Consider the following 25,502-nt stretch of genomic DNA (forward strand, 5'->3'; position numbering starts at 1 on the left):
TGCGGGGAGGCCCTCGCCCGGTTCGCCGGGTGGGGGCCTTTTCGTTGCCGATTCGCAGCCAAGACAGACAAAACTCCCCTGTTCGGCGCTAACGCGACCCTGCGTGACTGAGCTATTCTTACCCGTTACCGATGACTCGGACGGTCGTGCGACGGGGAACGAACAGATGAGTGCTGGTACGGAACTGCGGAAGGTGCTTTCCCAACACCTGACACCGTTCATCGCAGATCTCGAAGAACTCGTGTTCCGACATGGCTACTTGCGGGTGTTCGCGGCGACGGTCGCCATGCTCGGCAGCGTGGGCCTGATCGGCGAGGTGGTCGGCATGGAGTGGCTGCGCACGACGTTCGCCAGCATCGCCGGCGGGTTGTTCGTGATCGCCAGCGCGATCTCCTTCGCCGGCACCCACAAGCTCCGCAACCAGGTGCAGCACAGCGAGGAGCTGCTGCACAGGTACGCCGACGCGCTCGCCATGCGCACGCGCAAGCCCATCGCCGTGCAGGAGTGGATGCAGGAAGTGACCATTGAGGACAATGGCGACGCGTTCTGCCGCCGGGTGCTCGTGCTCCACGAGGCGAACGACAACATCCCGCGTTATCTGTCCGTGAACCTCGTCTACTACGGCACCACGCCGATGACCGAGCGCGACCGCCGGTTGGTGCAGTGCAAGGCTTTCCACGCCGGCACCGAAGACATCGACCAGAAGACCCGCGCCAACGCGACTTCGATCTGGTCCACGTCCGCGAACGGGAAACCGAAACTGGACATCTACATCCATCTCGGCACGATCGTTCAGGAAGGCGACGTGGTCACCGTGGAATGGACGTGGCCGAAGTACTCGGTGGACCTGATGTCGGGCACCGAGCCCGAATCGTTCGACGTGATGTTCCGCAAGGAAATCAGCAAGTTCGAGCACCGGGTGATCTTCCGCAACGTCAAACGCGACTCCGCCTTCGTCGTGCGAAACCAGGGCGCGCAAGGGCTACGGCGGCTCCGGCAGGGCAAGGACGTGATCGTGGAGTTCTCCGCGGCGAACCCGAAAATGTCTCAGTACATGGGATTCATCGCCGACTATTCACCGGATTCGTGACGGTCATAAAAAAACCCGGAGTGCGGACTCCGGGTTTTTCGGGTGCGCGATCGGAACACCGATCAGTTGCCACCCGTTTCGGAACCGCCGGACATACGAATTCCATTCGGATAGTGCGAGCCTACGCTGGAGTGGCTCGCGAGAGCGCTGACCCTACTCCATTTGCGCCCCGCTGTCATACCGGCGGACGGCCGTATCCGGCGACCGCCGAGCCACCCTGCCCCTTGATCAGGAGTCGGCCGGGGAACGTTCCTTCGATCGGGTGGACCGCAGCGCTCGCCAGCCCAGGATCCCGATGATCGTCCCCAGCACGAACGACACCACCGTCAGCACCGCGTGCACGATGAAGTACGCCGTGGGGGACCCATCGGCTGACCAGGACTGGGAGCTGGCCCAGAGGTTCTTGGCGAAGGTGATCCAGATGATCCAGGACCACACGCCGAACAACAGCAGGAAGACCGCAGTACCTCGTGAAATGCGCATGCCCCTGAGTATGCAACCGGGCTCTCGACGCTAGATTGCGTGGGTGCACAGCGTTTTCTCCCGGTCGCTCCCGGTCCTCGTCGCGGTGGTGGCCCTTGGGCTGTTCGGCGCAGGAAGTCCCACCGCGGCGGTAGCCCAGGCTCAACCCTGTCAGGACCAGGCCGCACCTCCGGCGCCGGTGGACACCTCCGAGAAGCCGGCGCCCGGGCAGACGGTGCCGCCACCGTTGCCGGTGCCCGCGGAGCCCGTCGGCGGGCTGCGCATGGGCGGCTGCGGGATGATCCTGCCCGACGGCGCGCTCAACCCGCCGGACGGCAACACCGCCGCTTCGTGGGTGGTGCAGGACCTCGACACCGGCGACGTCATCGCGGCGAAGAACCCGCACGCGCGGGAGCGGCCGGCGTCGCTGATCAAGACGTTGCTCGCGCTGGTCGTGACCAGTGAGATGAAGCCCGACCAGATCGTGGTGCCCACGAAGGAGGACGCCGAGCAGGAGTGCACCTGCGTCGGCATCGTCGCCGGGGCGTCCTACACGGTCGACCAGTTGCTGCACGGCCTGCTGATGCACTCGGGCAACGACGTCGCCCACGCGTTCGCGACCGCGCTCGGCGGCGTCGACGTCACGACCACGAAGATGAACCTGCTGGCCAAGCGCATCGGCGCCATGGACACGCGCGCGGCGACGCCGTCGGGGCTCGACGGGCCCGGGATGTCCACCTCGGCCTACGACCTGAGCCTGATCTTCCACTACGCGATGAAGCAGCAGGAGATCGCGCAGGCCGTGGCCACGCAGTCGTACACGATTCCGCCGGCGGGCGGCAAACCCGCCATTCCGGTCTACAACGACAACAAGCTCCTCGGCGTCTACCCCGGCTTCCTCGGCGGCAAAACGGGCTTCACCGACGACGCCCGCCACACCTACGTCGGTGCCGCGGAGAAGGACGGCCGCCGCCTCGCCGTGGTGATGATGCGTGCGGAGCAACGGCCCACGAAGGTCGTCGACCAGGCGGGCAAGCTGCTCGACTACGGCTTCGCCCTCGAAGCCGACCACGCCGAGCCCGTCGGGCGCATCGCGTACGAGGCCCTGGTGGCCACGGCGCCGCCCGCTCCGCCGGCCAACGTCGCGGCCGGCGCCGCTTCGTCGGCCGCCCAGGCGAAGGAAGACCCGTTCGGCACCACGGGCTGGATCCTCACGCTGGTGGTCGCCCTGATCATCGTCGGCGGGTTCGTGATCGGCCACCAGCGCAAGAAGCAGGCCCGGCAGTAGCGCGAGCCTAGTCCCGCCTTCGACCCATCCAGCCGAGCAGCGCGCCCACGCTGAACACGCCCGCGGCCGTGCCCAGTCCGAACCCGCGGTGGACGGTCACGCTCGGCTCCAGCAGCACGGGCGCCGGCGGCCGCACGACCTTGCGCTGGTTCTCCTTCGCGGTCGCCGTCCACGCGGTGACCATGAGAAGGAACCGCGACACGAGGTTCGCGAACACGAGCAGACCGATGATCGGCCCGAAGATCGCCGCCGCCGGGGACTTCGTCACGCTCTCCAGGTAGATCGACGCCACCTGCTGCAGGATGACGAACCCGATCGCGGCGACGATCGCGCCCTTCACCGCGCTGCGCATGGCCACGTGCTCACGCGGCAGCCGCGCGATGACCCACATGAACACGAGCGTGTTGGCCGCCAGGCCGAGGATGATCGTGGCCACGCGCAGCACCCACACCGCCCACGTCTGGTGTTCCAGGCCGACGAGCTCGAGCAGGTACTGCCCCACCCCGCCGCCCGCCGCCGTCACCGCGAACGACACGATCAGCGCCACGCCGAGCCCGACGAGCGAAAGCAGGTCCTTGATCGTCGTCGACACGATCGGCTGTGGTTTCTTCTCCTGCCCCCACTGCGCCGTGAGCGCGTCGCGCAGGTTCGACATCCAGCCGATGCCGGAATAGAGCGCCAGCAGCAGACCGAAGATCCCGATGCCGCTGCCGGACTTGATCGCCGCGTCGACGATCGTGTTCACGAGGTCCTGCAATGCCACGGGCACGGAATTCTTGATGCCGTTGGTGATCTGGTCGATCACCGCCTGGTCGCCGCCCACGACGATGCCCACGATCGCGAACGCGACCATGAAGATCGGGAATACCGCCAGCACGCTGAAATAGGTGATGGCGGCGGCGTAGTGGTTGCCGTAGTGCTCGCCGAAGGATTCGTTGGCTCGGATCAGGTGATCCAGCCACGGGTACTTCCGCCGCAGCCGAGGCAGCAGCTTTTCCTGGTCACCAGTCTTTGTCGCCACCGTAAAACGCTAACCACGGTGAGTGAGAGCCGCAACGCGAGCGGGTACCCGAGGGTCAGTCCAGAGCGGCGAGCACCGCTCGGTAGGCGGCGTCGACGTGACCGGCCGACGTCGTGATGACCCGCGCCCGCGGCCGGTCCGCGAGGAGGGATTCGAGGCGGTCGTGGAACGCGGCGACGTCGGCCGCGGTGGTGTCGTGGTGGTGCGGCCCGGGCGCGCGGGCGGCGAAGCGGTCGAGGACGTTTTCGCGGGTGTCCGTGAGCATCAGCTCGTGGAACTCAGCGCCGACGTCGTGAGCCAGTTCTTCCAGCTGCACAAGGAACTCCGGGCGTGCGAGCAGCTGCGGAACGACCACGTCGTGGCCCGCGGTCAGGTGCGCGCGGGCGGCCGCGAGGGCCAACGCGCGCGCCGCCGAGCCGGACTCTGCCGGCTGCGCGCGCCAGCCACCGACGAGCGAACGCACGCGGTCGACGTCGAGGTTCAGCGTCGGCGGATGGTCCTCGGCGAACCGCTCCGCCAGCGTCGACTTGCCGATGGCGGGCGGTCCGTTGAGGACGATCAGCCGCACCTAGACCCCTTGAAAAGCCTGGGCGATCTTCTGCCCGGCCGGCACCAGCAGAGTGTTGGCTTCGGCCAGGCTGATGCCGTTGGGGTGCGCGTCGTGGTCGTCGAGGTACAGCTCGAAGGCGAAGCGGCCCTTGCGGAAGATCAGCACGCCTTGGGTTTTCACCGACATCGTGTCGGTCATGATCCGCGACTCGTCGCCGATCGCGGCCGACGGGGCCTGGCCACCGTGCGCGCCCGCGGTGTTGTCGACGTATTCCTTGGCGGCGTCGTCGGACAGGAAGCTCGTGGCCGTCAGGGACAGCGCCTTGCGGGAGAGCGGGTCGTCCTCGCCGGTGCCGCGTTCGCACTCGAGCTGCACGTAGTTGCGCTGCTGCGGGTCCTTCGGGAACACGATGTCGCCGACGGCCGTACCCGGCATCTCGGAGACCAACGGCGACACGTCGGCGCCGATGGCGGGGCTCACCACACCGGCGGGGAGCAGCGGGCACGGCTGGGCGACCGGTTTCGGGAACACCGGGCTCGAGTAGTCGACGGTGCTCGGGCCGGCCGGCGCGTTCGTCTGCTTCTCGAGGTTCTGCATCACGCGCTTGGCGATGTCCTGCAGCTTGCCGGCGCTGCCGTTGCCCTTGAGGTCGAAGTCGAAGCTGGCGATGGTGTCGCCGAGGATCACGGTCGCCTGGCCCGACGCGTCGGGCTCGGGAACCGGACGGCGCTTCGAATAGAGGTGCACCGGGCCGAGCGTGATGCCGGCCGGAGCGCCGTCGAACGCGGCGGCCGCCTCGGCCGTGTCGGGCACGTAGGCGGGCTGAGACACCGCGACCGCCAGGGTTTCCTGCAGCGTGCCGTCCTTCGATTCGAGGGCGTAGGTGCACTTGTTGAGCGCCTCGCCGTCGGCCTTCGAGTAGGACGGGAACGAGTTCTTGAGCGGACCGGTGCCGTCGCCCACCAGGTAGACGCGCTCGAAGTTGACGATGTTCGGGTCCGGCCGCGAGCCGACCCGGATGCCGAAGTCCTTCAGGTCGTTCAGCGACAACAGGTTGCAGGCCTCGATCACCGGTTTCCCGCCGACCTGCGCGACCTGTGGGTCCGCCGTTTCCTTCAGCGGCCCGGCGTCCGGGTAGTCGGAACCTTCGTAGCCGGGCCGCTGGATGGTCTGGCCGTCCGAGACCGCCATCGCCTTCTGGCTGTCCGGAGTGGACTCACCGCACCCGGCGAGCAGCACGACGGCAGCCAAAATGGACAGGTGTTTCTTCACTTTTGCCCCCCGGCAAGTGATTTTCAGCGAGCAGCGGGCAAGAAGCCCAACCGCTCGTATACGGTGGCGAGCGTCGGCGCTGCCACCTCCCGGGCGCGTTGCGCCCCTCGCGCGAGCACCTTGTCGAGCTCGGCAACGTCGTCCAAATAGGACTGGACCTTGGTCTGCAGCGGCGTGACCCACTCGACGAGCACCTCGGCGAGGTCCTTCTTGAGGTCGCCGTAGCCCTTGCCCTCGTACGCCGCTTCGAGGTCGGCGATCGAGCGCTCGGTGAGCGCCGAGTAGATGCTCAGCAGGTTGGAGACGCCGGCCTTGTTCTCCGCGTCGAACTTGACCTCGCGGCCGGTGTCGGTCACGGCGGAGCGGATCTTCTTGGCCGAACGCTTGGGGTCTTCGAGCAGTTCGACGAGACCGTTGGCCGCGGACGCCGACTTGCTCATCTTCGCCGTCGGGTCCTGCAGGTCGTAGATCTTCGCGGTGTCCTTGACGATGTAGGGCTCGGGCACCGTGAACGTCTTGCCGAGGCGGTTGTTGAAGCGCTGCGCGAGGTTGCGCGTGAGCTCCAGGTGCTGACGCTGGTCCTCGCCCACCGGCACGGCGTTGGCCTGGTAGAGCAGGATGTCGGCGGCCTGCAGGATCGGGTACGTGAAGAGGCCCACACTGGCGCGGTCGGCGCCCTGTTTGGCCGACTTGTCCTTGAACTGCGTCATCCGGCTGGCCTCGCCGAAGCCGGTCTGGCACTCCAGCACCCAGCCGAGCTGCGCGTGCTCGGGCACGTGGCTCTGGACGAACAGGGCACTTCGGTCAGGGTCGACGCCGATCGCGAGCAGCTGCGCGGCCGAACGGCGCGTGCGCTCCAGCAGCACCTTCGGGTCCTGCTCCACCGTGATGGCGTGCAGGTCGACGACGCAGTAGAAGGTCTCGTGCGTGTCCTGCAGCTTCACCCACTGCCGCAGGGCGCCGAGGTAGTTGCCGAGGTGGAACGAGTCGGCCGTCGGCTGGATCCCGGAAAGCACCCGCAGGCGCCCGTTCTGTTCGTCGGACACGTCGGCGATTCTTTCAGGAGCCGGAGAGGCGGGTCACAGGGAGGTCTCCCTGAGGCGCTTCGGCGGGGGTTCCGGCGGGCTTCTAGGGGTGCTGGATCGGCGCGAGGGGCCGGGTGGGCTCCTCGGCGTCGGCTGGCTCAGGGGCGGGCAGAGCCGTGGCTGTCGCCGCGCGCGCCTTGCGCCGCTGGCGCAGCACGCCGAGGGCCATGCCGACGATGCCCAGGGCCACGGCGACCAGCCCGACCGGGCCGAGGAAGCCGAAGCCCGCCGCCGAAGGGGTCTCCGCACGGACCACGCCGTCATCGGCGAGCGCCGTGCCGCTGCCCGCGAGCAGCAGGACGGCCGGCAGCACGACGAGCGTCGCCGACCGGGCCGAGTGCAGCGTGGACCGCAACAGGAGATGACCTGGGTTGCGCACCGGAGTGCCTCCCGCGAAGTGATGTTCCTGGCGAGATCTCTCACCCGTAAGGATGAGTCATACAGTGAAAAAACTACCGAGCGTGTCAAGACCTGTCGGTTCTGATCAACTCGGGCGCCGAGACTAGCGCCCGTCCGGGGAAGGCGGGTGACCACCCCCGGGCTGACGGTGTCACTGGTGGTCAGCGCTCTGCTGCCGGTTTTCCGGACCGTCCGGGTCGCTCGAACGGCTGTCTCGAGTGTCGGCTTGGTCCGGTTCCGGTCGCACGGCGCGAGCAAAACGTGAAAAACGTTCACCCGTTTGGCGGCGCCGAACTACGGAAAGCAAGTTATTCACCAACCTTGTTGGTCTGATCGCGTCTTTTTGACCTTCGGGGCCTGTTGTCGCTCTTGTGATTGGTCTATACCTCTGTGGTATAGACCACTTCAGGGGCGAACAAAGGAGTGAGCCCATGTCTCTCCGAAGGATCCTCACCGCCGTCGGGCTGGCCGCCGCGGCCGCGATCACGGTGCTCGTGCCGGCCACCACGGCCGCGAACGCCGCACCGGCCGCGAGCTTCGTAGTCAGCGAGTCGCAGTTCAACCAGATGTTCCCGGGGCGGAACTCGTTCTACAGCTACAGTGGACTGACCGACGCCCTCGGCGCGTACCCGGGCTTCGCGAATTCGGGCAGTGACACGGTGAAGAAGCAGGAAGCCGCGGCTTTCCTGGCGAACGTGAGCCACGAAACCGGTGGCCTCGTGTACATCGTGGAGCAGAACACCGCGAACTACCCGCACTACTGCGACACCAGCCAGTCGTACGGCTGCCCGGCGGGCACCGCCGCGTACTACGGGCGCGGCCCCATCCAGCTCAGCTGGAACTTCAACTACAAAGCCGCGGGCGACGCGCTCGGCATCGACCTGCTCAACAACCCGAACCTCGTGCAGAACGACTCGGCCGTCGCCTGGAAAACCGGCCTCTGGTACTGGAACACCCAGTCCGGCCCCGGCACCATGACCCCGCACGACGCCATGGTCAACGGCCGCGGCTTCGGCGAGACGATCCGCAGCATCAACGGCTCCATCGAATGCAACGGCGGCAACCCCGCCCAGGTCCAGAGCCGCATCGACGCGTACCAGAAGATCACCGGCATCCTGGGCGTCGACCCGGGTGGCAACCTCAGCTGCTGAGGCTGTTGCAGGTTGCTCGACAGAAGGGCTCCTCAGTGGCGGCTGAGGAGCCCTTCTGCTTGGCCGGTAAGGAAATCAGCCCCGGCGCCGGAGCTGCGCCTCGACCGCGGGTCAGCGGGGGAAAGGCACGTCGTAAGTCGCGGTGACGGGGGCGTGGTCGGACCAGCGTTCGGCGTAGGTGGCGGCGCGTTCGACGACCACGGACTGCACCGAGGCGGCCAAGGTGGGGGTGGCGAGCTGGCAGTCGATGCGCCAGCCGGAGTCGTTGTCGAAGGCCTGGCCGCGGTAGGACCACCAGGTGTAGGGGCCCGGGCCTTCGTGCAGGCGGCGCTGGACGTCGACGTAGCCGGCTTCGTCGTAGACACGGCCGAGCCAGGCGCGTTCCTCGGGCAGGAAGCCGGAGTTCTTGTGGTTGCCCTTCCAGTTCTTCAGGTCGACGGTGTCGTAGGCGATGTTCCAGTCGCCCACCACCACGACCTCGCGGCCGGCCGCCGCGGACTTCGCGCGCAGCTCGCCGAGGTAGGGCAGGAAGGCGGCCATGAAGCGCTCCTTCTCGTCCTGACGCTCGGTGCCGACGTCGCCGCTCGGCAGGTACAGGCTCGCCACGACGACGCCCGGCAGGTGCATCTCGAGGTAGCGCCCGCTGTCCTCGAACTCCGGCTCGCCGAAGCCGACGCGCACCTCGTCGGGCTCGACGCGGCTGTACAGCGAGACGCCGTTGCGCCCCTTCGCGGCCGAGGGCGCGTGGGCGGCGAACCAACCCTCGGGTTCGACGACGTGCGCGGGCAGCTGCGCGGCCTCGGCCCGCACCTCCTGGCAGGCGACGACGTCGGCCTTCGTGGTGGCGAGCCACTCGACGAAGCCCTTCTTCACGGCGGCCCGCAGGCCGTTGACATTCACGGTGGAGACGGTCAGCACCCCACGCACGCTACCCGCCGGGCCTGACAATCCTGTGCCAGACTGCGCGCATGGCGCGACTCACCGTGCTCGGCAGCTGCGGCGCCTGGCCCGAACCCGGCCGCGCGTGCGCGGGATTCCTTCTCTCACAAGGAAACCATCACGTCGTGCTCGATCTCGGGTACGGCGCGGCGAGCCGGCTCTTCACGCACGTCGCCGCGAAAGACCTCGACGCCGCCGTGATCACCCACGAGCACCCCGACCACATGGCGGACCTCACCGCGCTCAGCCGAGCCTGGCACTACACCGTCGACGGCCGGCGCCTGCCGCTGCACTGCACCCCCGGCGTGCTGCACCGCCTCGAAGCCGCCGAGCCGCGCCCGCACCCGGCGACGATCTTCGACGTCCGCCTCTTCGCGCAGCCCGAAACCGTCGGTCCCTGGCAGCTCACCTCCACACCGCTCCCCCACCACGTGCCCAGCCACGGCGTGCGACTGAGCTCGCCGCACGGCACCGTCGCGTACTCCGGCGACACCGGCCCGTCGCGGCTGCTCGTCGAGCTGGCGCGAGACGCCGACCTCCTCATCTGCGAAGCCACCCTCCAAGGCGAGCAGCCGGACGAGCCACGCCACCTGCTCACGGCCGCGGAAGCCGGGCGGACGGTGGCCGAAGCGGGCGTCCGGACCTTGCTGCTGACGCACTTCTGGCCCGGCGCCGACCGTTCCGCGTCCGCCGCGGAAGCCCGCCGTGAGTTCGACGGCGACGTGGTCGTCGCGGACGAAGGCCTGACCATCGAGGTTGACGACCGCTAGCTAACGCCATTAGCTTTGAAGCTATGACAGTTAGCCAGCCCGATGTCCCCTAGAGCCGGCCTCACGCCGGACGCCGTCGTCACCCTCGCGCTCGAGGTGGTGGACGCCGACGGCGCCGACGCGCTCAGCCTCGCCAAGGTCGCCGAGCGCGCGGGTGTCGCCACGCCCTCGCTGTACAAGCACGTCGGCGGGCTCGCCGCCCTGCGCCGGCTGGTCGACCTGCGCGTGGTCGCCGAGATGACCGAAGCGTTGCGCGGTGCCGCGACCGGCCGTTCCGGTGACGACGCGATCGAGGCTCTCGCCGACGCCTACCGTGCGTACCTGCGCAGCCATCCCCACCGCGTCGCCGCGCTGGAAACCGCGCCCGACGAGGGCGACGAGGAGCTCGCGAAAGCCACCCACGGCGTCGCCGAAGTCGCCTTCGCCGTGCTGCGCCCGTACGGCTTCGACCAGGCGAAAACCGTGCACGCGACGCGGTGCCTGCGCGCGGCCGTCCACGGCTTCGCGAGCCTCGAAGCGTCCGGCGGCTTCGGCCGGCCCGAAGACGTCGACGCCAGCTTCACGCTCCTGAAAACGATGCTCGTCCGCGGTATCACCGACTACGCCAGCTGAGGAGAACCATGTCCTTCGTCCTCGCCGTTCTGCTGTTCACCGTCGCGCTCGGGATCCCCGACGCGCGTTTCCCCTGGCACACCAACGCCAAGCCGGCCGAGAGCGAGGCAGCCAGATGATCGCCGGGCACTTCGGCCTCGCCGCTGCCGTGAAAGCCGGCCGGCCCGCCATTCCCGTGTGGACACTGATGCTGGCCACCGCGTGGCTCGACATCGTGTTCACCCCGCTCTACCTGACCGGCATCGAAACCATCGACCAGTCGGGCGGCACGGGCTACGGCGAGGGCGTGATCCACGCCGACTACACCCACTCGCTCGTCGGCGCGCTCGTGCTCTCGGCACTGTTCGGCCTGGTCGCGGCGCGGTGGCTGGGCCGCAGCGCCGGCGTCACACTCGGCGCGGTGGCGTTCTCACACTGGCTGCTCGACCTCGTCGTGCACCGCGCCGACCTGCCGATCCTGCCCGGCAACGCGGGCGATCTGCCGACCTTCGGCTTCGGCCTGTGGCGGCTGCCGGCGGTGTCGATGACCGTGGAGGTCCTGCTGCTCGTGGCCGGGATCGGCCTCTACTGGCGGGCCGCGGCGACGCGCGACCGGCGCAAGGCACGCACGCTGGCGCTGATCGCGGCGCTTTCCGGCGTGGTCACGGTGGCGCTGGACTTCGCGGGCGTCTAACCGCGCTGACGTGAACCACTCAGCACTTGGAACCCTCGAGCGGCTTCACGAAGCTGCTCGCCACCCACTTGTCCTTGGCGACCTCGCGGAATCCGTTCTGCTGCACCGGCATCGCGTCGAACTCGGCGCCGTTGAGGTACTTGCCGACGATCTTGCCGTTGCCGTCCGGCGTTTCGCGGGCGTTGAGGACGTCGGCGGTCACCGTGACCTTGCACCCGGTCGGGGAACCCTGGGCGTCGGCCTGGCCCTTCTGGTTCAGGACGTAGATCACGATCACGGCAACGATCACACCGATGATGATCAGGGTCTTCTTCGGTATCAACCCCAGGATCACGGCCGCTCCTCAGTCGTGAAAAAACTCGGTCGCAAGAAATTGGGCTCTACCAGGGTAGACACGGAGTAGGTCCGCCCGACAGGTCCGGCCGGGCAGACCACCCGGAGGCGCCAACAGCGTCACCCTCCGGTGACAACCGGTAGTCACGACGAAGGGGCACCTCGGAAGACTCCTCCGAGGTGCCCCTTCGCGGTGGTGGGAAAGGCAGTTCAGCCGGTGGCTGGTGCGGCCTTCGATCAGCCCTGGGCGATCTTCTTGGCCAGGTTCTCGTCGAGCGTGCCGAGGAACTCCTCGGTGGTCTGCCACGCCTGGTCCTTGCCGACCAGCAGCGCCAGGTCCTTCGTCATCTTGCCGCCTTCGACGGTGTCGATGACCACGCGCTCGAGGGTGTTCGAGAAGCCGATGAGCTCGGCGTTGCCGTCGAGCTTGCCGCGGTGCTCCAGGCCCCGGGTCCACGCGTAGATCGACGCGATCGGGTTCGTGGAGGTCGGCTTGCCCTGCTGGTGCTGGCGGTAGTGGCGCGTGACCGTGCCGTGGGCGGCCTCGGCCTCGACGGTCTTGCCGTCCGGCGTGCGCAGCACCGACGTCATGAGGCCGAGCGAGCCGAAGCCCTGGGCCACGGTGTCGGACTGCACGTCACCGTCGTAGTTCTTGGTGGCCCAGACGTAGCCACCCTCCCACTTGAGCGCCGCGGCGACCATGTCGTCGATGAGGCGGTGCTCGTAGGTGAGGCCCTTGGCGTCGAAGTCGGCCTTGTACTCCGCCTCGAAGATCTCCTGGAACACGTCCTTGAACATGCCGTCGTAGGCCTTGAGGATCGTGTTCTTGGTGGAGAGGTAGACCGGGTAGCCGCGGTCGAGGCCGTACTGCAGCGACGCGCGCGCGAAGTCCTCGATCGACTTGCGGTAGTTGTACATCCCCATGGCGACGCCGCCGCCCTCGGGGAAGTTGGTGACCTCGAACTCCATCGGCTCGGAGCCGTCGGCCGGGGTGTAGGTCATGGTGACCTTGCCGGGGCCGGGGACCTTGAAGTCGGTGGCCTTGTACTGGTCGCCGTGGGCGTGGCGGCCGATGATGATCGGCTTGGTCCAGCCCGGTACCAGGCGCGGCACGTTCTGCATGATGATCGGCTCGCGGAAGACCACGCCGCCGAGGATGTTGCGGATGGTGCCGTTGGGGCTCCGCCACATCTTCTTGAGGCCGAACTCCTCCACGCGCGCCTCGTCGGGCGTGATCGTGGCGCACTTGACGCCGACGCCGTGCTTCTTGATGGCGTTGGCGGAGTCGATGGTGATCTGGTCGTCGGTGCGGTCCCGCTCCTCGATGCCCAGGTCGTAGTAGTCCAGGTTGACGTCCAGGTACGGGTGGATCAGCTTGTCCTTGATGAACTGCCAGATGATGCGGGTCATCTCATCGCCGTCGAGCTCGACGACGGTGCCCTGGACCTTGATCTTGGCCATGAGCAGCGGTGCTCCTTCCGCGGATCTTCGCGTTACTTCTTCGACTCGTCGGTAGCGGTACAAGCGTACTGCTTGCCGGAGCTGGATGGTTCCAGAAGTGGTCGGTATCAAGTCTCCACCTCTTGCTCGCGGCTCCGACGAGCGGGCACACACCACGCGTTCGCCGGTCGCGGAACCGGGTGAGGTCGGCAACCATCCCATCGGGGAACCAGCCACTCGGGAGGTCACGCTATGTCGTACTCCGACCCGTACACCACCTTTCAACCGCCCGCCTACCAGGCACCGCCACCCAGCCGGGCGTTGGCGCGGGTGTTCAGCGGGCTGCTGGGCCTCGTGCTCACGCCCGTGGCCCTGGGCCTGCTCGCGGCCGGGGGCTACCGGCAGCAGGTGATCGTGATGGAGGCCTTCGCCGCCCGCCGCGACGCGCTCGGCATCGCCTTGATGGCGGCCGGCGCAATCCTGTTACTGGGCGTCGCCGCGCTGGGCGCGTGGTCGTCCTCGGGACCGCTGCTCGGCGGGGTCGTGTGGGGCGTGCTGCCGGGCGTGATCGCGCTGGCGATGCCGGAATGGGGCCTCGACCTGCTGAACGTCCTCCCGCACGGCGGGCTTTCCTTCGGCCTGACGTCGTGGCTGTTCTCCGGCGCGCTGCTCGCCGCCGGGTTCGTGCTGGTCGGCACGGGTCTGGCGACGACGGTGGCGCGGCGGCGACCTGGGCGGTGAGGGCGTCCGGACCGCAGTGAGAACATCGTCACATGGGTCTGTTCACCGTGGCCGAGGCGCGCGCCGAGCTCTCCCGGCTGCTCCCGGTCCTCGCCGAACTCGTCCGCGTGCGCGCCGACGCGGCCGAGCTCGCCGCGTCGCTGCGCCCGGGCGGCCGCGACACCGACCTCGGCGGCCTGCCGGAGTGGAAGGCCGCACAGGCCCGCCTCGACGAGCTGATGACCACCGTCCAACGCACCGGCGCCGAGCTGAAGGGCTTCGCTCCCCTCCTGGTCGACTTCCCCGCGTCCCTCGACGGCGACGACGTCCTGCTCTGCTGGCTCGAAGGCGACCCCGAGCTGGCCTGGTACCACCGCGCCGACCTCGGCTTCGCGGGGCGCCGGCGGCTGAGCTGAAATTCGCTGGTCAGCGCCACTACGTTGGGCTTCGTGAGCTCTGTTTTCGACGAAATGGCCGCCGAGTACGACGACGATCTCTTCCACCCGCTGGTGGCGGACACTTTGATCTCTTTCTTGCCTCCCCGCCCCGGCCTGCTGCTCGACGTGGCCACCGGGACGGGCGCCGCAGCGTTCGCCGCGCTGCGGCTGTCGCCCGGTTCGGTGCTGGGCGTGGACATCTCCGAGGGCATGCTGGCCCTGGCCCGCGCGAAGGCCCCCTCGTTGGACCCGGCCGGGGTGATCTCCTGGCAGGCGGGGCCGGCCGTGCCGATGCCTTGCGCCGACGGCGCCGCCGATGCCGTCGTGTGCGCTTCGGCCCTGCACTTCCTGGGCGCCACCGCCCTTGCCGACTGGGCGCGCGTCCTACGCCCGGGCGGGGTCCTGGCCTTCAGCATCTCCTCGTCGGCCCGCTTCAACCCGTGCGGCTCGATGTCCGAGGTGATGGCTCACGACCTGCGCATCCCCGGCTCGGAGACGGAGGCCGCCGCCCTGGCGACCGACGCTGGCTTCCACTCCGCGACGGCGCAGACGGTGCGAGCCGACATCGGGGGCCGGGATCGGTTGGTTTTCGCGGTACGGGCGGTCCGCTAGCCGGATCGGCTCGCCGCCGATTCCGGATCGCGAGAAGCAGGCAACCGCCCACCACCACGCAGACGGCCGCTGGCTCGGCCCAAGACCCACCGCTGCTCTTGCCACCAACCAGCAGGCGGCCGGCACCCAGCCCACACTCCACCAAAAACTCACCGCGCCCTTGCGACCACCAAACAGACGGCCGGCAACTCAACCGAAGCTCTCCCCAACCCCTCCCCCGACCCTTCCCCCGGGCCGCTCCCCGACGAGAAGCCACAACGCGGTTCGGGCCGCTTGTCAAGGTACTCTTTCCCGCCTTGACAAGCGGCCCGAACCGTCGTGAAAATTGGGCTTCGGGGAGCACTACTGTTTTTCTTTTCGCCCAAAGGGCGCAATACCCGAAGGCACGTTCCTTCAAAAGACAAAAGAACAAGAGAACAAAAGAATAGATCACCACCCCCGTCTCCCAATGGTTCTACGGGACTCACTTTGTGTCAAGGCTGGAAAGAGTACCTTGACACAAAGTGAGTCCCGTAGAAGATGCTTCTCGTCGGGGGCACCCGGGGAGGGAGTGGATTATCCGTGTCTTCGTTGCAGTCACGCGGATGCTCACTCCGCGAAACGGCATCAGGTGCGGTAAGTGAAACTCGCCAAATGACCGCCGCCGGCGGAACCTAAGAGGCAAGTGCCAAAGTGCACCCGCCGACTACTTCTTCCCAGCCGACTCAGCTTTCGCCGCCGCCTTCTGTTCCTTCTTGAACGCGCGGACCTCCGCCAGTGTTTTGGCGTTCACCACGTCCGCGATGGAGCGGCGGGACCCGCGGTCACCGTAGGCACCGGCGGCTTCGCGCCACCCCTTCGGCTGCACGCCGTACTGCTTCCCCAGCAACGCGAGAAAAATCTTGGCCTTCTGCTCCCCGTAACCAGGCAGGGCCTTGAGCCGCTTCAACACCTCAGCGCCATCAGGCTTGGGCCGGCCCTCGGTCCAGATCGCCTCGGGGTTGCCGTCGTAGTGCTCCACGAGGAACTGGCACAGCGCCTGCACCCGACGCGCCATCGAACCGCCATACCGGTGGATGGCAGGCGGCGTCACGCACATCTCGACGAACTCCTCCGTGTCGGCCTCCGCGATGCGCCGCACGTCGAAGCCGCCCATGCGGTCGGCGATCTTGCGCGGGCCGAGGAAGGCGACCTCCATGGAGATCTGCTGGTCGAGGAGCATGCCGACGAGCAGGGCGACCGGGTCCTCGCTCAGCAGCTTGTCGGCCTCGGCGTCGCCGCTCAGGTGCACTTCACGCGTCATGCGGTCCATTTTGGCAGGTCGCAACCCAGACGCGCAGCTCCCCGAGTGGGGTGGCACCGTAGGCCAGCGCGGAGGCCAGCTCGTCGCCGCGTTCGTAGCCGACGATCGGCAGACCCGGGAACGCGGCGGCGGCGCCGGCGACCGCGCCGGCCCAGTCGTCGCCGGTGAAGTTCCACAGGCCGACCGCGGCCGGCCCGCGGTGGGCGACGGTCGGGCCGCGGAGGTGGACGAACGAAGGGTCCGGTGACGCCGACGAGGGCCATCCCGACGACGATCGCACCGGGAAGTGCAGCCAGGTCGCCGAGAACAGCACCTCGAAGCCCGGCAGGTCGAGGGACGCGAAGCTGTCCTTCACTGAGCAGCCGGCCGAAGCGTCCACGAAGGGCAAGATGTCGGCGGCGGTGGCGTCCGGCGACAAGGTCACCGCGTCGGGAAAGAGCTCCGGTGTGCGCGCGGGCGCGGTCCAGGCGTGCGGGCCGAAGGTGCCGGAAACCCCGGAGATGCGGCAGAAAACGTCGCACCAAGCCGCGTTCTCCGAGACGGCCGCGGTCAGCGGCGGGCGAACCACAGCACGTCCGGTTCTCCGCGCGGCACCGGGACCGGCACCACGCGCACGTCGGCGAAGCGCTCCCGCAACCGGTCCGTGAACGCGGGAGAGGCGCCGGCACTCCAGACCGCCAGGACGCCGCCCGGGCGCAGCAGGCGGGCCAGACCGTCCACTCCGGACTCGCCGTACAACGAGGCGTTGCCCTCCGTCACCGTCCACTCGGGACCGTTGTCGATGTCGAGGCAGAGAGCGTCGAAGGTTTCACCCGAGGAACGCAGCCACGACACCAGATCCGCCTCCACCAGCGACACCCGGTGATCCTTCAGCGCCGCACCGTGCACGTCGCGGAGCGGGCCCGTGCGGTTCCACGCGATCACCGCCGGCTCGCGCTCCACCACCACAACCGAGCCGACGTGCGGGTGATCGAGCGCCGCCCGCAATGAAAAACCCACGCCCAGGCCGCCGATGAGCACGCGGGCGCCCGGTGCGAGCACGTCGGCGGCCCCGGTCACGAGAAGCCGTTCCGATTCCCCGTTCCGGGTGTCCATCAGGAACACACCGTTCTCGATCACCTCGAGCGCCGCGCCGTCACGGCGGAGCACGAGCTCACCGCCCAACCCGTGGGCCACGTCCAGAACCTCAGCCACCGGGCCAGCTTTTCACAACTGCCCTGTACGCGGCCGCGAGGCGCTCCTACCCTGAACGGCGGAGGTGAAACCCCATGCACGCGACGGTAGGAGACGAGATCCAGGTCCACGGCCGCACGGTGGGGGCCGCCGAGCAGCGCGCCGAGATCCTCGAGGTGCGCGGCCCGGACGGCTCACCGCCGTACGTCGTGCGGTTCGCCGACGGGCACGAAGCACTGCTGTACCCCGGGCCCGACTGCGAGATTGTCACCGACTAGCCGACGGCCACTTCTTCCCGGGCCGCCACGCGACGAGTGCGGCGGGTCTCCCAGAAGAACACCATCACCGCGATCGCGACGGCGCTGAGCACCGCGGCGATCTCCGGCAGCACTGTCGGCCCGGCCGACGTCAGCACCGCGCCGCCGACGATGCCGGAGAGCCCGACGCCGAGGTAGATCGCCGACGCGTTGAGCGAGAGGGCCAGACCGGCGTGCCCGGGTGACAGCTCGATGAGCCGGTGCTGCATCGGCGGGTTGATCGCCCAGGTGATCGTGCCCCACACGAAGAAGGTCACGCCCGCGCCGGCCACGGTCACCGACGTGAACGGCAGCAGCGCCAGCACGACGGTCATCGCGCCCAGCACCAGGAGCACCGGCACGCGTGCACCCCACCGGTCGGCCGCGCGGCCGCCGAGGTAGTTGCCCAGGGCGCCGCCGATGCCGTAGCAGAACAACAGCACCGTGACGGTGCCACCGGTGACGCCGGCCGTCGCGGCGAGCAGCGGCGACGAGAGCGTGTAGACCATGAACGCGCCGAGGCACGCGAGCACCGTCGTGACGAGCAGCGCGACCACGCGCTTGTCGCGCGCCACCGCGAAACGCTCGGCCAGCCGCACCGCGGGCGGCGGTGCGACCCGCGGCAGCACGACTCGCACCGCGACCGCGCCGGCCAGCGACAGCACACCGACGAGCAGGAACGCGGCCTGGTAGTCCCACTGCTGGGAGACCAGGCTGCCCAGCGGCACCCCGAAGATCAACGCGACCGTGAGCCCGCCGAACACCATCGCGACCGCGCGGCCGCGGCGCTCCGGCGTGGTCAGCTCCGCGGCCACGGCACTGGCAGCCGGGGTGAAGACGGCGGCGCCGACGGCCGTGACAACCCGCGCGAGAAGCAGCGTCGTGTACCCCGGCGCGACGGCGGCGAACAGGTTGCCGAGACCGGTGACGACGAGCGCGGCCACCAGGAGCGTCCGGCGCTCCCAGCGCCCGGTGACGGCGGCGAACAGCGGCGAGCCGATCGCGTACGCGATGGCGAACGACGTGACGAGCTGCGCGGCAGCGGTGGCCGACACGTGCAGCTCCGAGACGAGCGACGGCAGCAGCCCGGCGACGATGTAGCCGCTGGTGCCGACCCCGAAGGCCCCGAACGCCAGCACGGCGTTCCGCGAGCGCCCGGTGGTGGAGACGCTGGACATGGTGGTGCCCCCAAGAGGTGAACGGGATTGGTTCGACGAACGTCGTAGTTCGATGACGACCGTACACCGCGGGCCTGACAATTTCGAGGCACGTCGTACTATGGACGCATGCCCGCCACCGCGCACCTGACTCCGCTCGTCCACCCCGAGCGCGACGAGATGACCGTCGAGGCCGTGCTGCGCGCCCTCGCCGACCCGGTGCGCCTGGCGATCGTGCGCCAGCTGGCCCGGACCGAGGCCGAGGTGTCGTGCGGCGGGCTCGAGGTGCCGGTGACCAAGTCCACACTCACGCACCACCTCGGCATCCTGCGCGCCGCGGGCGTGATCGCCGGCCGGCAGGAAGGCACGACGCGGTTCAACTCCTTGCGCCGCAACGATCTTGACGAGCTGGCCCCGGGCCTTCTCGACGGAGTGCTCGCCGCGCGCCGCTGACGGTCGCGCTACGTGAAGAGCCTCACCCGGATACCGGGATGACAAACCCCCACCCCATCGGTTGAACTGGGTTGCAGACAGCACGACGGCGTCGGGGCCGCACACGGCTGTCTTGTTTTTTGCCCTTCGTCTAAAGCGCTTCAGAACGGGGTCTCCCCCGGGCTGAGTAATCGATTTCTCAAGGAAGGAGAGCCGTGCCCGTCGCGTTGCTCGCGCTCGCCATCGGTGCCTTCGGCATCGGGACCACCGAGTTCGTGATGATGGGTGTGCTGCCCCAGGCCGCCGCGGACTTCCACATCGACATCCCCACCGCCGGCTACTTCATCTCCGCCTACGCGCTCGGCGTCGTGATCGGCGCCCCGCTGCTGACCGCGGTGGCCGTGCGGCTGCCGCGCAAGACCATGCTGCTCGCGATGATGGGCCTGTTCACGCTGGGCAACGCCCTGTTCGCGCTGTCGCCGAACCAGGGTTTCGGCATCGCGTTCCGCTTCCTCGCCGGCCTGCCGCACGGCGCGTTCTTCGGCGCCGGCGCGGTGGTCGCCTCGAGCCTGGTGAAGCCGGGTGACCGCGCGAAGGCCGTGTCGATGATGTTCATGGGGCTGACGCTGGCGAACGTCGTCGGCGTGCCGCTCGGGACGTTGCTGGGCCAGCAGGTGGGCTGGCGGGCGACGTTCGGGGTGGTCGCGGTGATCGGCCTGTTCGCCGCAGCCGCGATCGCCAAGCTGGTGCCGCACCAGGGGCGGCCGGCCGAAGCTTCGCTACGCGGTGAGCTGGACGCGTTCCGCCGGCCGCAGGTGTGGCTGGCGCTGGCGATCGTGACGTTCGGGCTCGGCGGGGTGTTCGCGTGCATGTCCTACATCGCGCCGATGCTCACCGACGTCGCCGGCTACTCGCCCGCGGACGTGACGCTGCTGCTGTCGCTGGCCGGGGTCGGCATGACCGTCGGCAACTACCTCGGCGGCCGGCTCGCGGACCGCGCTCTGATGCCTTCGCTGTACGCGGCGATGCTGTCGCTGGCCGTGGTGCTGGGGATCTTCACGCTCACGGCCCAGTCGAAGGTCGGCGCGGCCATCACGATCTTCTTCGTCGGGGTCGCGGGCTTCATGATCGGCCCGATGATGCAGACGCGGATCATGCAGAAGGCCGGCGGCACTCCGTCGCTGGTGTCGGCGGCCGTGCAGTCGGCGTTCAACATCGCGAACTCGATCGGCGCGTACCTCGGCGGTCTCGTGATCGCCGGTGGTCTGGGCCTCGTGGCGCCCAACTGGGTCGGCGCGACGCTGGCCGTGCTCGGGCTGTCGATCGCCGCCGTCTCCGGCTCGCTCGACCGGCGCGACGCCCGCGCGGCCGAGCAACGGGAGCTCGCTCTGGCTTCGTGACCCGGACCAGAGCAGAAATGAACAGCGGCCCCGCACCTACCCGGTGCGGGGCCGCGGTCGTACGGAACGTCAGGACGTGGAGTCGAACGGACCGCCGGTGATCGTGAAGGCGATGTACAACACGGCAGCGCACAGCGCCGCGTAGGTGACGATGTCCACGACCTTGCCGCGGATCGCCAGCAGGCCGACGCGGTCCTCCGGCAGCAGCAGCCGCAGCAGCCCGCCCACGAGCAGCGCCGCGCCGACCAGCACCGCGCCCTCGCGCCAGTGGTATTGCAGGATCCGCAGCGCCGCGGCGAGCAGCAGCAGCATGACCAGCCCGAATGGCACGTGGACGGTCCACGACCGTTTCGTGCGGGGCCGGTCGGCGGTCATGGTCACCGGCTCGCGACCGCGCGCTCGGCGGCTTCGACGACGTTCGACACGAGCATCGCGCGGGTCATCGGGCCGACGCCGCCCGGGTTCGGGGACAGCCAGCCCGCGACCTCGGCCACGCCCGGGTCCACGTCGCCGGTGAGCTTGCCGTCGACGTGGGAGACGCCGACGTCCAGCACGGCCGCGCCGGGGGCCACCATGTCGGGCTTGATGATGCCGGGGACACCGGCGGCGGCGATGACGATGTCGGCGCGGCGGACCTCGGCGGCGAGGTCGCGGGTGCCGGTGTGGCAGAGCGTCACGGTGGAGTTCTCGCTGCGGCGCGTGAGCAGCAGGCCCATGGTGCGGCCGACGGTGATGCCGCGGCCGACCACCGTCACGCGCGCGCCGTTGAGCTCGACGCCGTGGCGGCGGAGCAGCTCGACGATCCCGTACGGCGTGCACGGCAGCGGACCGCGCTGGCCGAGGACGAGGCGGCCGAGGCTCGTGGGCGCGAGGCCGTCGGCGTCCTTGTCGGGGTCGATGCGCTCGAGGACGCGGTTGGCGTCGAGGTGCTTGGACAGGGGCAGCTGCACGATGTAGCCGTGGCAGGTCGGGTCGGCGTTGAGGTCGTCGATGACGGCCTCGAGCTTCTCCTGCGAGATGTCGGCGGGCAGGTCGCGGCGGATCGAGTTGATGCCGATCTTCGCGCTGTCCGCGTGCTTCATCTTCACGTACGAGTGCGAGCCCGGGTCGTCGCCGACCAGCACCGTGCCCAGCCCGGGGACGACGCCCCGCTCGGCGAGGGCGGCCACCCGCGGGCGCAGCTCCGCGAAAATGGCGTCCTTGGTGGCCTTGCCGTCCAGAATCTTCGCCGTCACGGTGACCATTCTCGCAAAGCACCGCCCGCGCCCGGACCTCGCCCGGGGCGCACACGCAGCGTGGTCACCGCACCACCCGATCGGCCCGGCGCGTCGCGAGCGGACGCGCAGCGCCACCGGACGTAGACTCGTGGTCACCCCAACGCCGGAGCCCAGTCCCAGCCCGCACGGGTGTGTGATCTTGAGCATCGTGCGTCGACCGAGGTCAGACCGTCCCTGAGTGGCAAAAGACCTATGCGGGGTGCGTTCGCGCGCGCGAACAGTCAAAATGTTCCCGTGGCACAACCGACGACGCAGCTGAACGCGACCGAGCAGGACACACTGGTCAAGCAGATCGGGCTCGCCCTGCTGCGCGCAGCACCGCGCGACTGGCGAAAGGTCACGGTCGAGTACCGGGCCGTCGGCAGGTACCACGAGCTGACGGGCGAGATCCGCACCGAAGACGGCACCGGGCAGGAGTGGGTCGCCACCCACGACATCGCGACGCTCTTCGGCCGGCTGCGCGCGGGTATGTACCGCGACGGCCGCGGCACGTGGTTCAACGCGCGCTATCAGCTCGACCACCCGTCCAGCTACAACCTCGAGTACAACCGCGAGGAGCCCACCTGGCACCTCGCGCCGCCGCCCCAGGCGTACCAGGACGAGCTGCGCATGTTCCCCCGTACGGAGGAGAACGTGCCGGAGTGGCTGATCCGGCGCCTGTCCGGCCTCGGCCCCGAGCAGCCCGGCCCGCACTTCCGCATCGCGCGGATCTTCGACACGATCGGCCCCGCCGGGCGCCCGGTCATCAACCGGCCCGACCTCGACGTCTCCGAGCAGGACCGCCTGCTCGACTACCTCGACCACGCGCCCGTGGTGGTGCAGGATCGCGGCTACGACATCGACCGACTCGCGCAGACGCCCGAGGCGACCGTGCCCGTGGCCTTCCACAGCGACGGGCAGTGGATCTGGCCCGCGGCCGTGAACTTCTACCTGCGCCAGTACGGCGTCTCGCCCGAGCCCGACCTGGTGGAGCACATCCGGTCCAACGGCTTCCAGCTGCCGCAGGTCGACGAAGGCGCGCTGCAGGGTGCCGCCGCATACCTCACGCGGGGCAGCCAGCAGCAGCGGCCGGGTCCGCCGCCGCAACAGCAGCAGCCGCCACAGCCGCCCATGCCGCCCGCTCCCCCGGTGGCCCAGGCGCCGCCGGCCCCGGCGCCCGAAGCCGCCCCGCCGGCGCCGGTCGACGTGCCGCTGGCCGTGCACACGCCGCCCGCCGAGCCGGAGGCGCCGGCCGAACCGCCGTTCGAGCAGGTCTTCGACGGGTCCGGCCCGCAGCACGACGACGGTCCTGGCTTCGAGAACGAGCAGTACCAGGACGAGCACTACGACGAGTTCGGCGACCGCTTCGCCGGTGAAGACCACTTCGAGGACCAGCAGCACCCAGACTTCGAACCCGCCCACGACCAGGCGTCCAACGGTGCCGGGTCGAACGCGGGCACACCGCCGAACGGGGCCGGGGCCGGGGGCGACAACCCGACGCCGGTGGCCGAGCGGACCGCGATGTACGCGCCGGTGGACCCGAACTCCCCACCGCCCGCGCACGAGGAACAGCAGCGCACGGCGATGTACGCGCCAGTCGACCCCAACGCCGCCCCGCCGCAGCGCGAGGAGCAGCGGACGGCCCTGTACGCGCCGGTCGATCCGAACTCCGCCCCGCCCGAGGAGGACGCCGAGCAGACCGCGCTGTACGCGCCCGTCGACGCCGCGGGAACCGAGCAGCCGCTCGAGGAAGAGCCGGTGCTGTTCACCCACACCGACGAACCTTCGCGGCACGAACCTTCCCGCCACGAAGAGCCGGCCGAGCAGCACACCGCGCTGTACGCCCCGGCTGACCGCGGCTCCGAGCAGTACGAAAGCGCTGAACAGTACGAGAACGCCGAGCAGTACGAGAACGCCGAGCAGTACGAGAACGCCGGGCAGTACGAGGACGCCCAGTCGTTCGAGGGTGGCCAGCCGCTCGAGAACACGCAGACGTTCGAGAACGGCCCGCACTTCGAAGACGGCCAGTACGACCAGTCCGGCCAGTACCAGGACGAGCAGTACGAGGACGACGAGCACTACGACGAGCAGCCGTACGGCGAAGGCCAGTACGGCGACCAGCCGCGCGACGGTGGCGCCCCCGCCGGCCGGGAGCCGGACTTCGACTCGGGCCCGCCGACGGCGATGATCACGCCCGACGAGGGTGTGCCGGGTGTCCTGCCCGTGCCCGAGCTGCCCGTGTCCCCGCGCGCCGGCGCCCGGCCGGAGCCGGCCGCCGAACCGCAGGCCCCGCAGCGGCAGCCGCAGCAGCCGCCGAGGCGGCCGCGTCGCGAGCTGCCGGCCGAACCCGCTTTGGCGAAGCTGCAGACGCGCCTCGACGAGCTCGACGTGCCGGACGCCGCTTACCAGCTGGGTACGCCGACCGAGCGCGGCTGGACCGTGGAGCAGGTGGACGAGGGCTGGCGCGTCGGCTGGTACGACGGCGAGCTGATCAACCCCGCCGTGTTCGGCGACTCCGACGACGCCGCCGCGTTCATGCTCGGCAAGGTCCTGCTGCACCCCGACGGCCACGAGCCCGCCGAGGAGCAGCCGCCCCCGCCGCCGCCGGAGCCCGTCGCCGAGGCCCCGAAGCCGCCGGTGGTGGCGACGCTTTCGCCGGAGGTCGCGACGGGGTCGTTCCCGGTGCGTCCGCGCGAGGCCGTGCCGCCGCAGGAGCAGACGGCGTTCACGCCGGCCGAGGAGCTGCTGGGTGACGAGCCGGAGGCCGAGGAGCCGCCGCAGCGGCAGGCCCCGCCGCCCCCGCCGGTTCAGCCGCCGACGCAGGTGACCCCGCCGGTCCAGCCGATGCAGCAGCGCCGGGAGCCCCCGATGCCGCCCGCGCCCCCGGTGGGTGGCGGGCTGGGTCTGCCGACCGGGCCCGGTGTGCCGCCGGGTGCTCCCGTCGGCGGACCGGGTGGACCCGGTGGGCCCGCTGGTCCTGGTGGGCCTGCTGGTCCTGGTGGACCCGGCGGTCCTGGTGGCCCTGGCGGTCCTGGGCTCGGTGGCCCGGCCGGTCCCGGCGGGCCGGGTGGGCCTGGTGCGCCCGTCGCACCGCCGCGCCGGGAGGAGCTGGCACGGGCCAACGGGTCGTCGCGCGCCGCCGCCGGTGGTGGCGGCAACAACCAGTGGCCGATCGGTCCGCTCTCGGGCGAGCCGCCGCTGACGTTGTTCCGCGGCAAGGAAATGCGGGAGCTGCCCGCGGGCAGCGAGCTCGACCGCTTCGGCGGCCCGAACGGCAACCTGACCTACGCCGCGGGCACGCCGTTCGAGGAGCGTTCGCTGGTGCCGGAGTGGGTGAACCGCCCGTACCACGTGTACCGCGTGCAGCGTCCGCTCGAGACGCTCGCCGGCGTCGCGATCCCGTGGTTCAACCAGCCCGGCGGCGGTTCGGCCTACCTGCTGCCCGCGTCGATCGAGGAACTTCTCGCCGAGGGCGACCTGCTCGAACTCGAGCCGGGCGAACCGCCGATCGACTGAGTCGCTTGTGGACTGAGTTGCTTGCGAAAAGGGGCGGGGCCTTCGGGTCCCGCCCCTTTCACGTGCCGCGGGCGTAGCGGCGCTTGACGCCGACCGGGAAGTACTTCGGGGTCCACGCCGGGACGCCGCTCGCCGG

28 protein-coding genes are annotated in these 25,502 nt (G+C 69.6%); 13 read left to right on the forward strand and 15 right to left on the reverse strand.

Annotated elements, in window-relative coordinates; all coding sequences use genetic code 11:
- Positions 1-103: 103 nt before the first annotated feature.
- Positions 104-1,090, forward strand: a complete 987-nt coding sequence (locus AB0878_RS01910; RefSeq protein WP_366575580.1) for a hypothetical protein — start codon at positions 104-106, stop codon at positions 1,088-1,090.
- A gap of 228 nt (positions 1,091-1,318) precedes the next feature.
- Here AB0878_RS01910 and AB0878_RS01915 read toward each other — a convergent pair whose 3' ends face one another.
- Positions 1,319-1,573, reverse strand: a complete 255-nt coding sequence (locus tag AB0878_RS01915; protein ID WP_366575582.1) for a hypothetical protein — start codon at positions 1,571-1,573, stop codon at positions 1,319-1,321.
- Positions 1,574-1,616: 43 nt separating this feature from the next.
- On the opposite strand from AB0878_RS01915, the gene AB0878_RS01920 reads away from it, so the two are divergent.
- A complete protein-coding gene (locus AB0878_RS01920; protein WP_366575583.1) occupies positions 1,617-2,840 on the forward strand; it encodes a peptidase M15 in 1,224 nt (407 codons plus the stop codon).
- Positions 2,841-2,847: 7 nt separating this feature from the next.
- Here the strand turns inward: AB0878_RS01920 and AB0878_RS01925 are convergent, their stop codons facing one another.
- The 5 genes from AB0878_RS01925 to AB0878_RS01945 form a co-directional block, all read right to left on the reverse strand.
- Positions 2,848-3,861, reverse strand: coding sequence for a YhjD/YihY/BrkB family envelope integrity protein (locus AB0878_RS01925; RefSeq protein ID WP_366575585.1), 1,014 nt, complete (start codon positions 3,859-3,861; stop codon positions 2,848-2,850).
- A gap of 55 nt (positions 3,862-3,916) precedes the next feature.
- Complete coding sequence (locus tag AB0878_RS01930; protein ID WP_366575586.1) at positions 3,917-4,429, reverse strand: AAA family ATPase; 513 nt, start codon at positions 4,427-4,429, stop codon at positions 3,917-3,919.
- Positions 4,430-5,683 (reverse strand): hypothetical protein, encoded by a 1,254-nt coding sequence (locus AB0878_RS01935; protein ID WP_366575588.1) that lies wholly within the window; start codon positions 5,681-5,683, stop codon positions 4,430-4,432.
- 23 nt (positions 5,684-5,706) lie between these two features.
- A complete protein-coding gene (gene trpS / locus AB0878_RS01940) occupies positions 5,707-6,729 on the reverse strand; it encodes a tryptophan--tRNA ligase (protein WP_366575589.1) in 1,023 nt (340 codons plus the stop codon).
- Between the two features lie 82 nt (positions 6,730-6,811).
- Positions 6,812-7,147, reverse strand: coding sequence for a hypothetical protein (locus AB0878_RS01945; RefSeq protein WP_366575591.1), 336 nt, complete (start codon positions 7,145-7,147; stop codon positions 6,812-6,814).
- Positions 7,148-7,598: 451 nt separating this feature from the next.
- On the opposite strand from AB0878_RS01945, the gene AB0878_RS01950 reads away from it, so the two are divergent.
- A complete protein-coding gene (locus AB0878_RS01950) occupies positions 7,599-8,318 on the forward strand; it encodes a chitinase (protein WP_366575593.1) in 720 nt (239 codons plus the stop codon).
- A 111-nt stretch (positions 8,319-8,429) separates the two neighbouring features.
- On the opposite strand, the gene AB0878_RS01955 is transcribed toward AB0878_RS01950, so the two are convergent.
- Entirely contained in the window at positions 8,430-9,245 is an 816-nt protein-coding gene (locus AB0878_RS01955) for an exodeoxyribonuclease III (RefSeq protein ID WP_366575594.1), read from the reverse strand.
- Between the two features lie 41 nt (positions 9,246-9,286).
- Between AB0878_RS01955 and AB0878_RS01960 the strand changes: the two genes are divergently transcribed.
- The 3 genes from AB0878_RS01960 to AB0878_RS01970 all read left to right on the forward strand — a co-directional run bounded on the left by AB0878_RS01960 (position 9,287) and on the right by AB0878_RS01970 (position 11,312).
- Positions 9,287-10,027, forward strand: coding sequence for an MBL fold metallo-hydrolase (locus tag AB0878_RS01960; RefSeq protein WP_366575595.1), 741 nt, complete (start codon positions 9,287-9,289; stop codon positions 10,025-10,027).
- A 42-nt stretch (positions 10,028-10,069) separates the two neighbouring features.
- On the forward strand, positions 10,070-10,639 hold the full coding sequence (locus AB0878_RS01965) for a WHG domain-containing protein (protein WP_366575597.1): 570 nt from the start codon (positions 10,070-10,072) through the stop codon (positions 10,637-10,639).
- 115 nt (positions 10,640-10,754) lie between these two features.
- Positions 10,755-11,312, forward strand: a complete 558-nt coding sequence (locus AB0878_RS01970; RefSeq protein WP_366575599.1) for a permease — start codon at positions 10,755-10,757, stop codon at positions 11,310-11,312.
- A gap of 19 nt (positions 11,313-11,331) precedes the next feature.
- Here the strand turns inward: AB0878_RS01970 and AB0878_RS01975 are convergent, their stop codons facing one another.
- Positions 11,332-11,646 carry an SH3 domain-containing protein gene (locus AB0878_RS01975; RefSeq protein WP_366575601.1) on the reverse strand — a complete coding sequence of 105 codons (315 nt, stop codon included), beginning with the start codon at positions 11,644-11,646 and terminating at the stop codon, positions 11,332-11,334.
- Between the two features lie 236 nt (positions 11,647-11,882).
- Entirely contained in the window at positions 11,883-13,106 is a 1,224-nt protein-coding gene (locus AB0878_RS01980) for an NADP-dependent isocitrate dehydrogenase (RefSeq protein WP_366575603.1), read from the reverse strand.
- Positions 13,107-13,337: 231 nt separating this feature from the next.
- Between AB0878_RS01980 and AB0878_RS01985 the strand changes: the two genes are divergently transcribed.
- The 3 genes from AB0878_RS01985 to AB0878_RS01995 are packed head-to-tail and all read left to right on the forward strand — an operon-like array spanning position 13,338 to position 14,854.
- On the forward strand, positions 13,338-13,826 hold the full coding sequence (locus AB0878_RS01985) for a hypothetical protein (protein ID WP_366575605.1): 489 nt from the start codon (positions 13,338-13,340) through the stop codon (positions 13,824-13,826).
- 32 nt (positions 13,827-13,858) lie between these two features.
- On the forward strand, positions 13,859-14,221 hold the full coding sequence (locus AB0878_RS01990; RefSeq protein WP_366575607.1) for a DUF2203 domain-containing protein: 363 nt from the start codon (positions 13,859-13,861) through the stop codon (positions 14,219-14,221).
- A gap of 33 nt (positions 14,222-14,254) precedes the next feature.
- Positions 14,255-14,854 carry a class I SAM-dependent methyltransferase gene (locus AB0878_RS01995; RefSeq protein WP_366575609.1) on the forward strand — a complete coding sequence of 200 codons (600 nt, stop codon included), beginning with the start codon at positions 14,255-14,257 and terminating at the stop codon, positions 14,852-14,854.
- 685 nt (positions 14,855-15,539) lie between these two features.
- On the opposite strand, the gene AB0878_RS02000 is transcribed toward AB0878_RS01995, so the two are convergent.
- From AB0878_RS02000 to AB0878_RS02010, 3 genes are read right to left on the reverse strand one after another with little or no spacing between them, the layout of a single operon-like run.
- The gene (locus tag AB0878_RS02000) at positions 15,540-16,136 is read right to left on the reverse strand and encodes an HhH-GPD-type base excision DNA repair protein (protein ID WP_366575611.1); all 597 of its coding nucleotides are present in this window, start codon (positions 16,134-16,136) and stop codon (positions 15,540-15,542) included.
- Positions 16,126-16,704 carry a hypothetical protein gene (locus AB0878_RS02005; protein WP_366575613.1) on the reverse strand — a complete coding sequence of 193 codons (579 nt, stop codon included), beginning with the start codon at positions 16,702-16,704 and terminating at the stop codon, positions 16,126-16,128. The genes AB0878_RS02000 and AB0878_RS02005 overlap by 11 nt, the downstream gene beginning before the upstream one ends.
- Positions 16,686-17,330 carry a spermidine synthase gene (locus AB0878_RS02010; RefSeq protein WP_366575615.1) on the reverse strand — a complete coding sequence of 215 codons (645 nt, stop codon included), beginning with the start codon at positions 17,328-17,330 and terminating at the stop codon, positions 16,686-16,688. Before AB0878_RS02010 ends, AB0878_RS02005 begins: the two co-directional genes overlap by 19 nt.
- 74 nt (positions 17,331-17,404) lie before the next feature.
- Between AB0878_RS02010 and AB0878_RS02015 the strand changes: the two genes are divergently transcribed.
- Positions 17,405-17,587 carry a DUF1918 domain-containing protein gene (locus AB0878_RS02015; protein WP_220246197.1) on the forward strand — a complete coding sequence of 61 codons (183 nt, stop codon included), beginning with the start codon at positions 17,405-17,407 and terminating at the stop codon, positions 17,585-17,587.
- On the opposite strand, the gene AB0878_RS02020 is transcribed toward AB0878_RS02015, so the two are convergent.
- Positions 17,584-18,783: an MFS transporter gene (locus tag AB0878_RS02020; RefSeq protein WP_366575617.1), complete on the reverse strand. Its 1,200-nt coding sequence runs from the start codon at positions 18,781-18,783 to the stop codon at positions 17,584-17,586. The two genes, AB0878_RS02015 and AB0878_RS02020, sit on opposite strands and share 4 nt — an antisense overlap.
- 108 nt (positions 18,784-18,891) lie before the next feature.
- Between AB0878_RS02020 and AB0878_RS02025 the strand changes: the two genes are divergently transcribed.
- Both AB0878_RS02025 and AB0878_RS02030 read left to right on the forward strand, forming a co-directional pair.
- A complete protein-coding gene (locus AB0878_RS02025; RefSeq protein WP_366575619.1) occupies positions 18,892-19,215 on the forward strand; it encodes a metalloregulator ArsR/SmtB family transcription factor in 324 nt (107 codons plus the stop codon).
- A gap of 194 nt (positions 19,216-19,409) precedes the next feature.
- Complete coding sequence (locus tag AB0878_RS02030) at positions 19,410-20,594, forward strand: MFS transporter (protein ID WP_366575621.1); 1,185 nt, start codon at positions 19,410-19,412, stop codon at positions 20,592-20,594.
- A gap of 69 nt (positions 20,595-20,663) precedes the next feature.
- Here AB0878_RS02030 and AB0878_RS02035 read toward each other — a convergent pair whose 3' ends face one another.
- Together AB0878_RS02035 and AB0878_RS02040 are read right to left on the reverse strand one after the other, a co-directional pair.
- Entirely contained in the window at positions 20,664-20,969 is a 306-nt protein-coding gene (locus tag AB0878_RS02035; RefSeq protein ID WP_366575623.1) for a DUF3017 domain-containing protein, read from the reverse strand.
- A gap of 2 nt (positions 20,970-20,971) precedes the next feature.
- Positions 20,972-21,829, reverse strand: a complete 858-nt coding sequence (locus tag AB0878_RS02040) for a bifunctional methylenetetrahydrofolate dehydrogenase/methenyltetrahydrofolate cyclohydrolase (RefSeq protein ID WP_366575625.1) — start codon at positions 21,827-21,829, stop codon at positions 20,972-20,974.
- Between the two features lie 234 nt (positions 21,830-22,063).
- On the opposite strand from AB0878_RS02040, the gene AB0878_RS02045 reads away from it, so the two are divergent.
- Complete coding sequence (locus tag AB0878_RS02045; protein WP_366575627.1) at positions 22,064-25,366, forward strand: glycohydrolase toxin TNT-related protein; 3,303 nt, start codon at positions 22,064-22,066, stop codon at positions 25,364-25,366.
- Positions 25,367-25,502 lie beyond the last annotated feature (136 nt).

Source organism: Amycolatopsis sp. NPDC047767 (genome assembly GCF_040704195.1).
In the GTDB taxonomy this organism is placed as follows: domain Bacteria; phylum Actinomycetota; class Actinomycetes; order Mycobacteriales; family Pseudonocardiaceae; genus Amycolatopsis.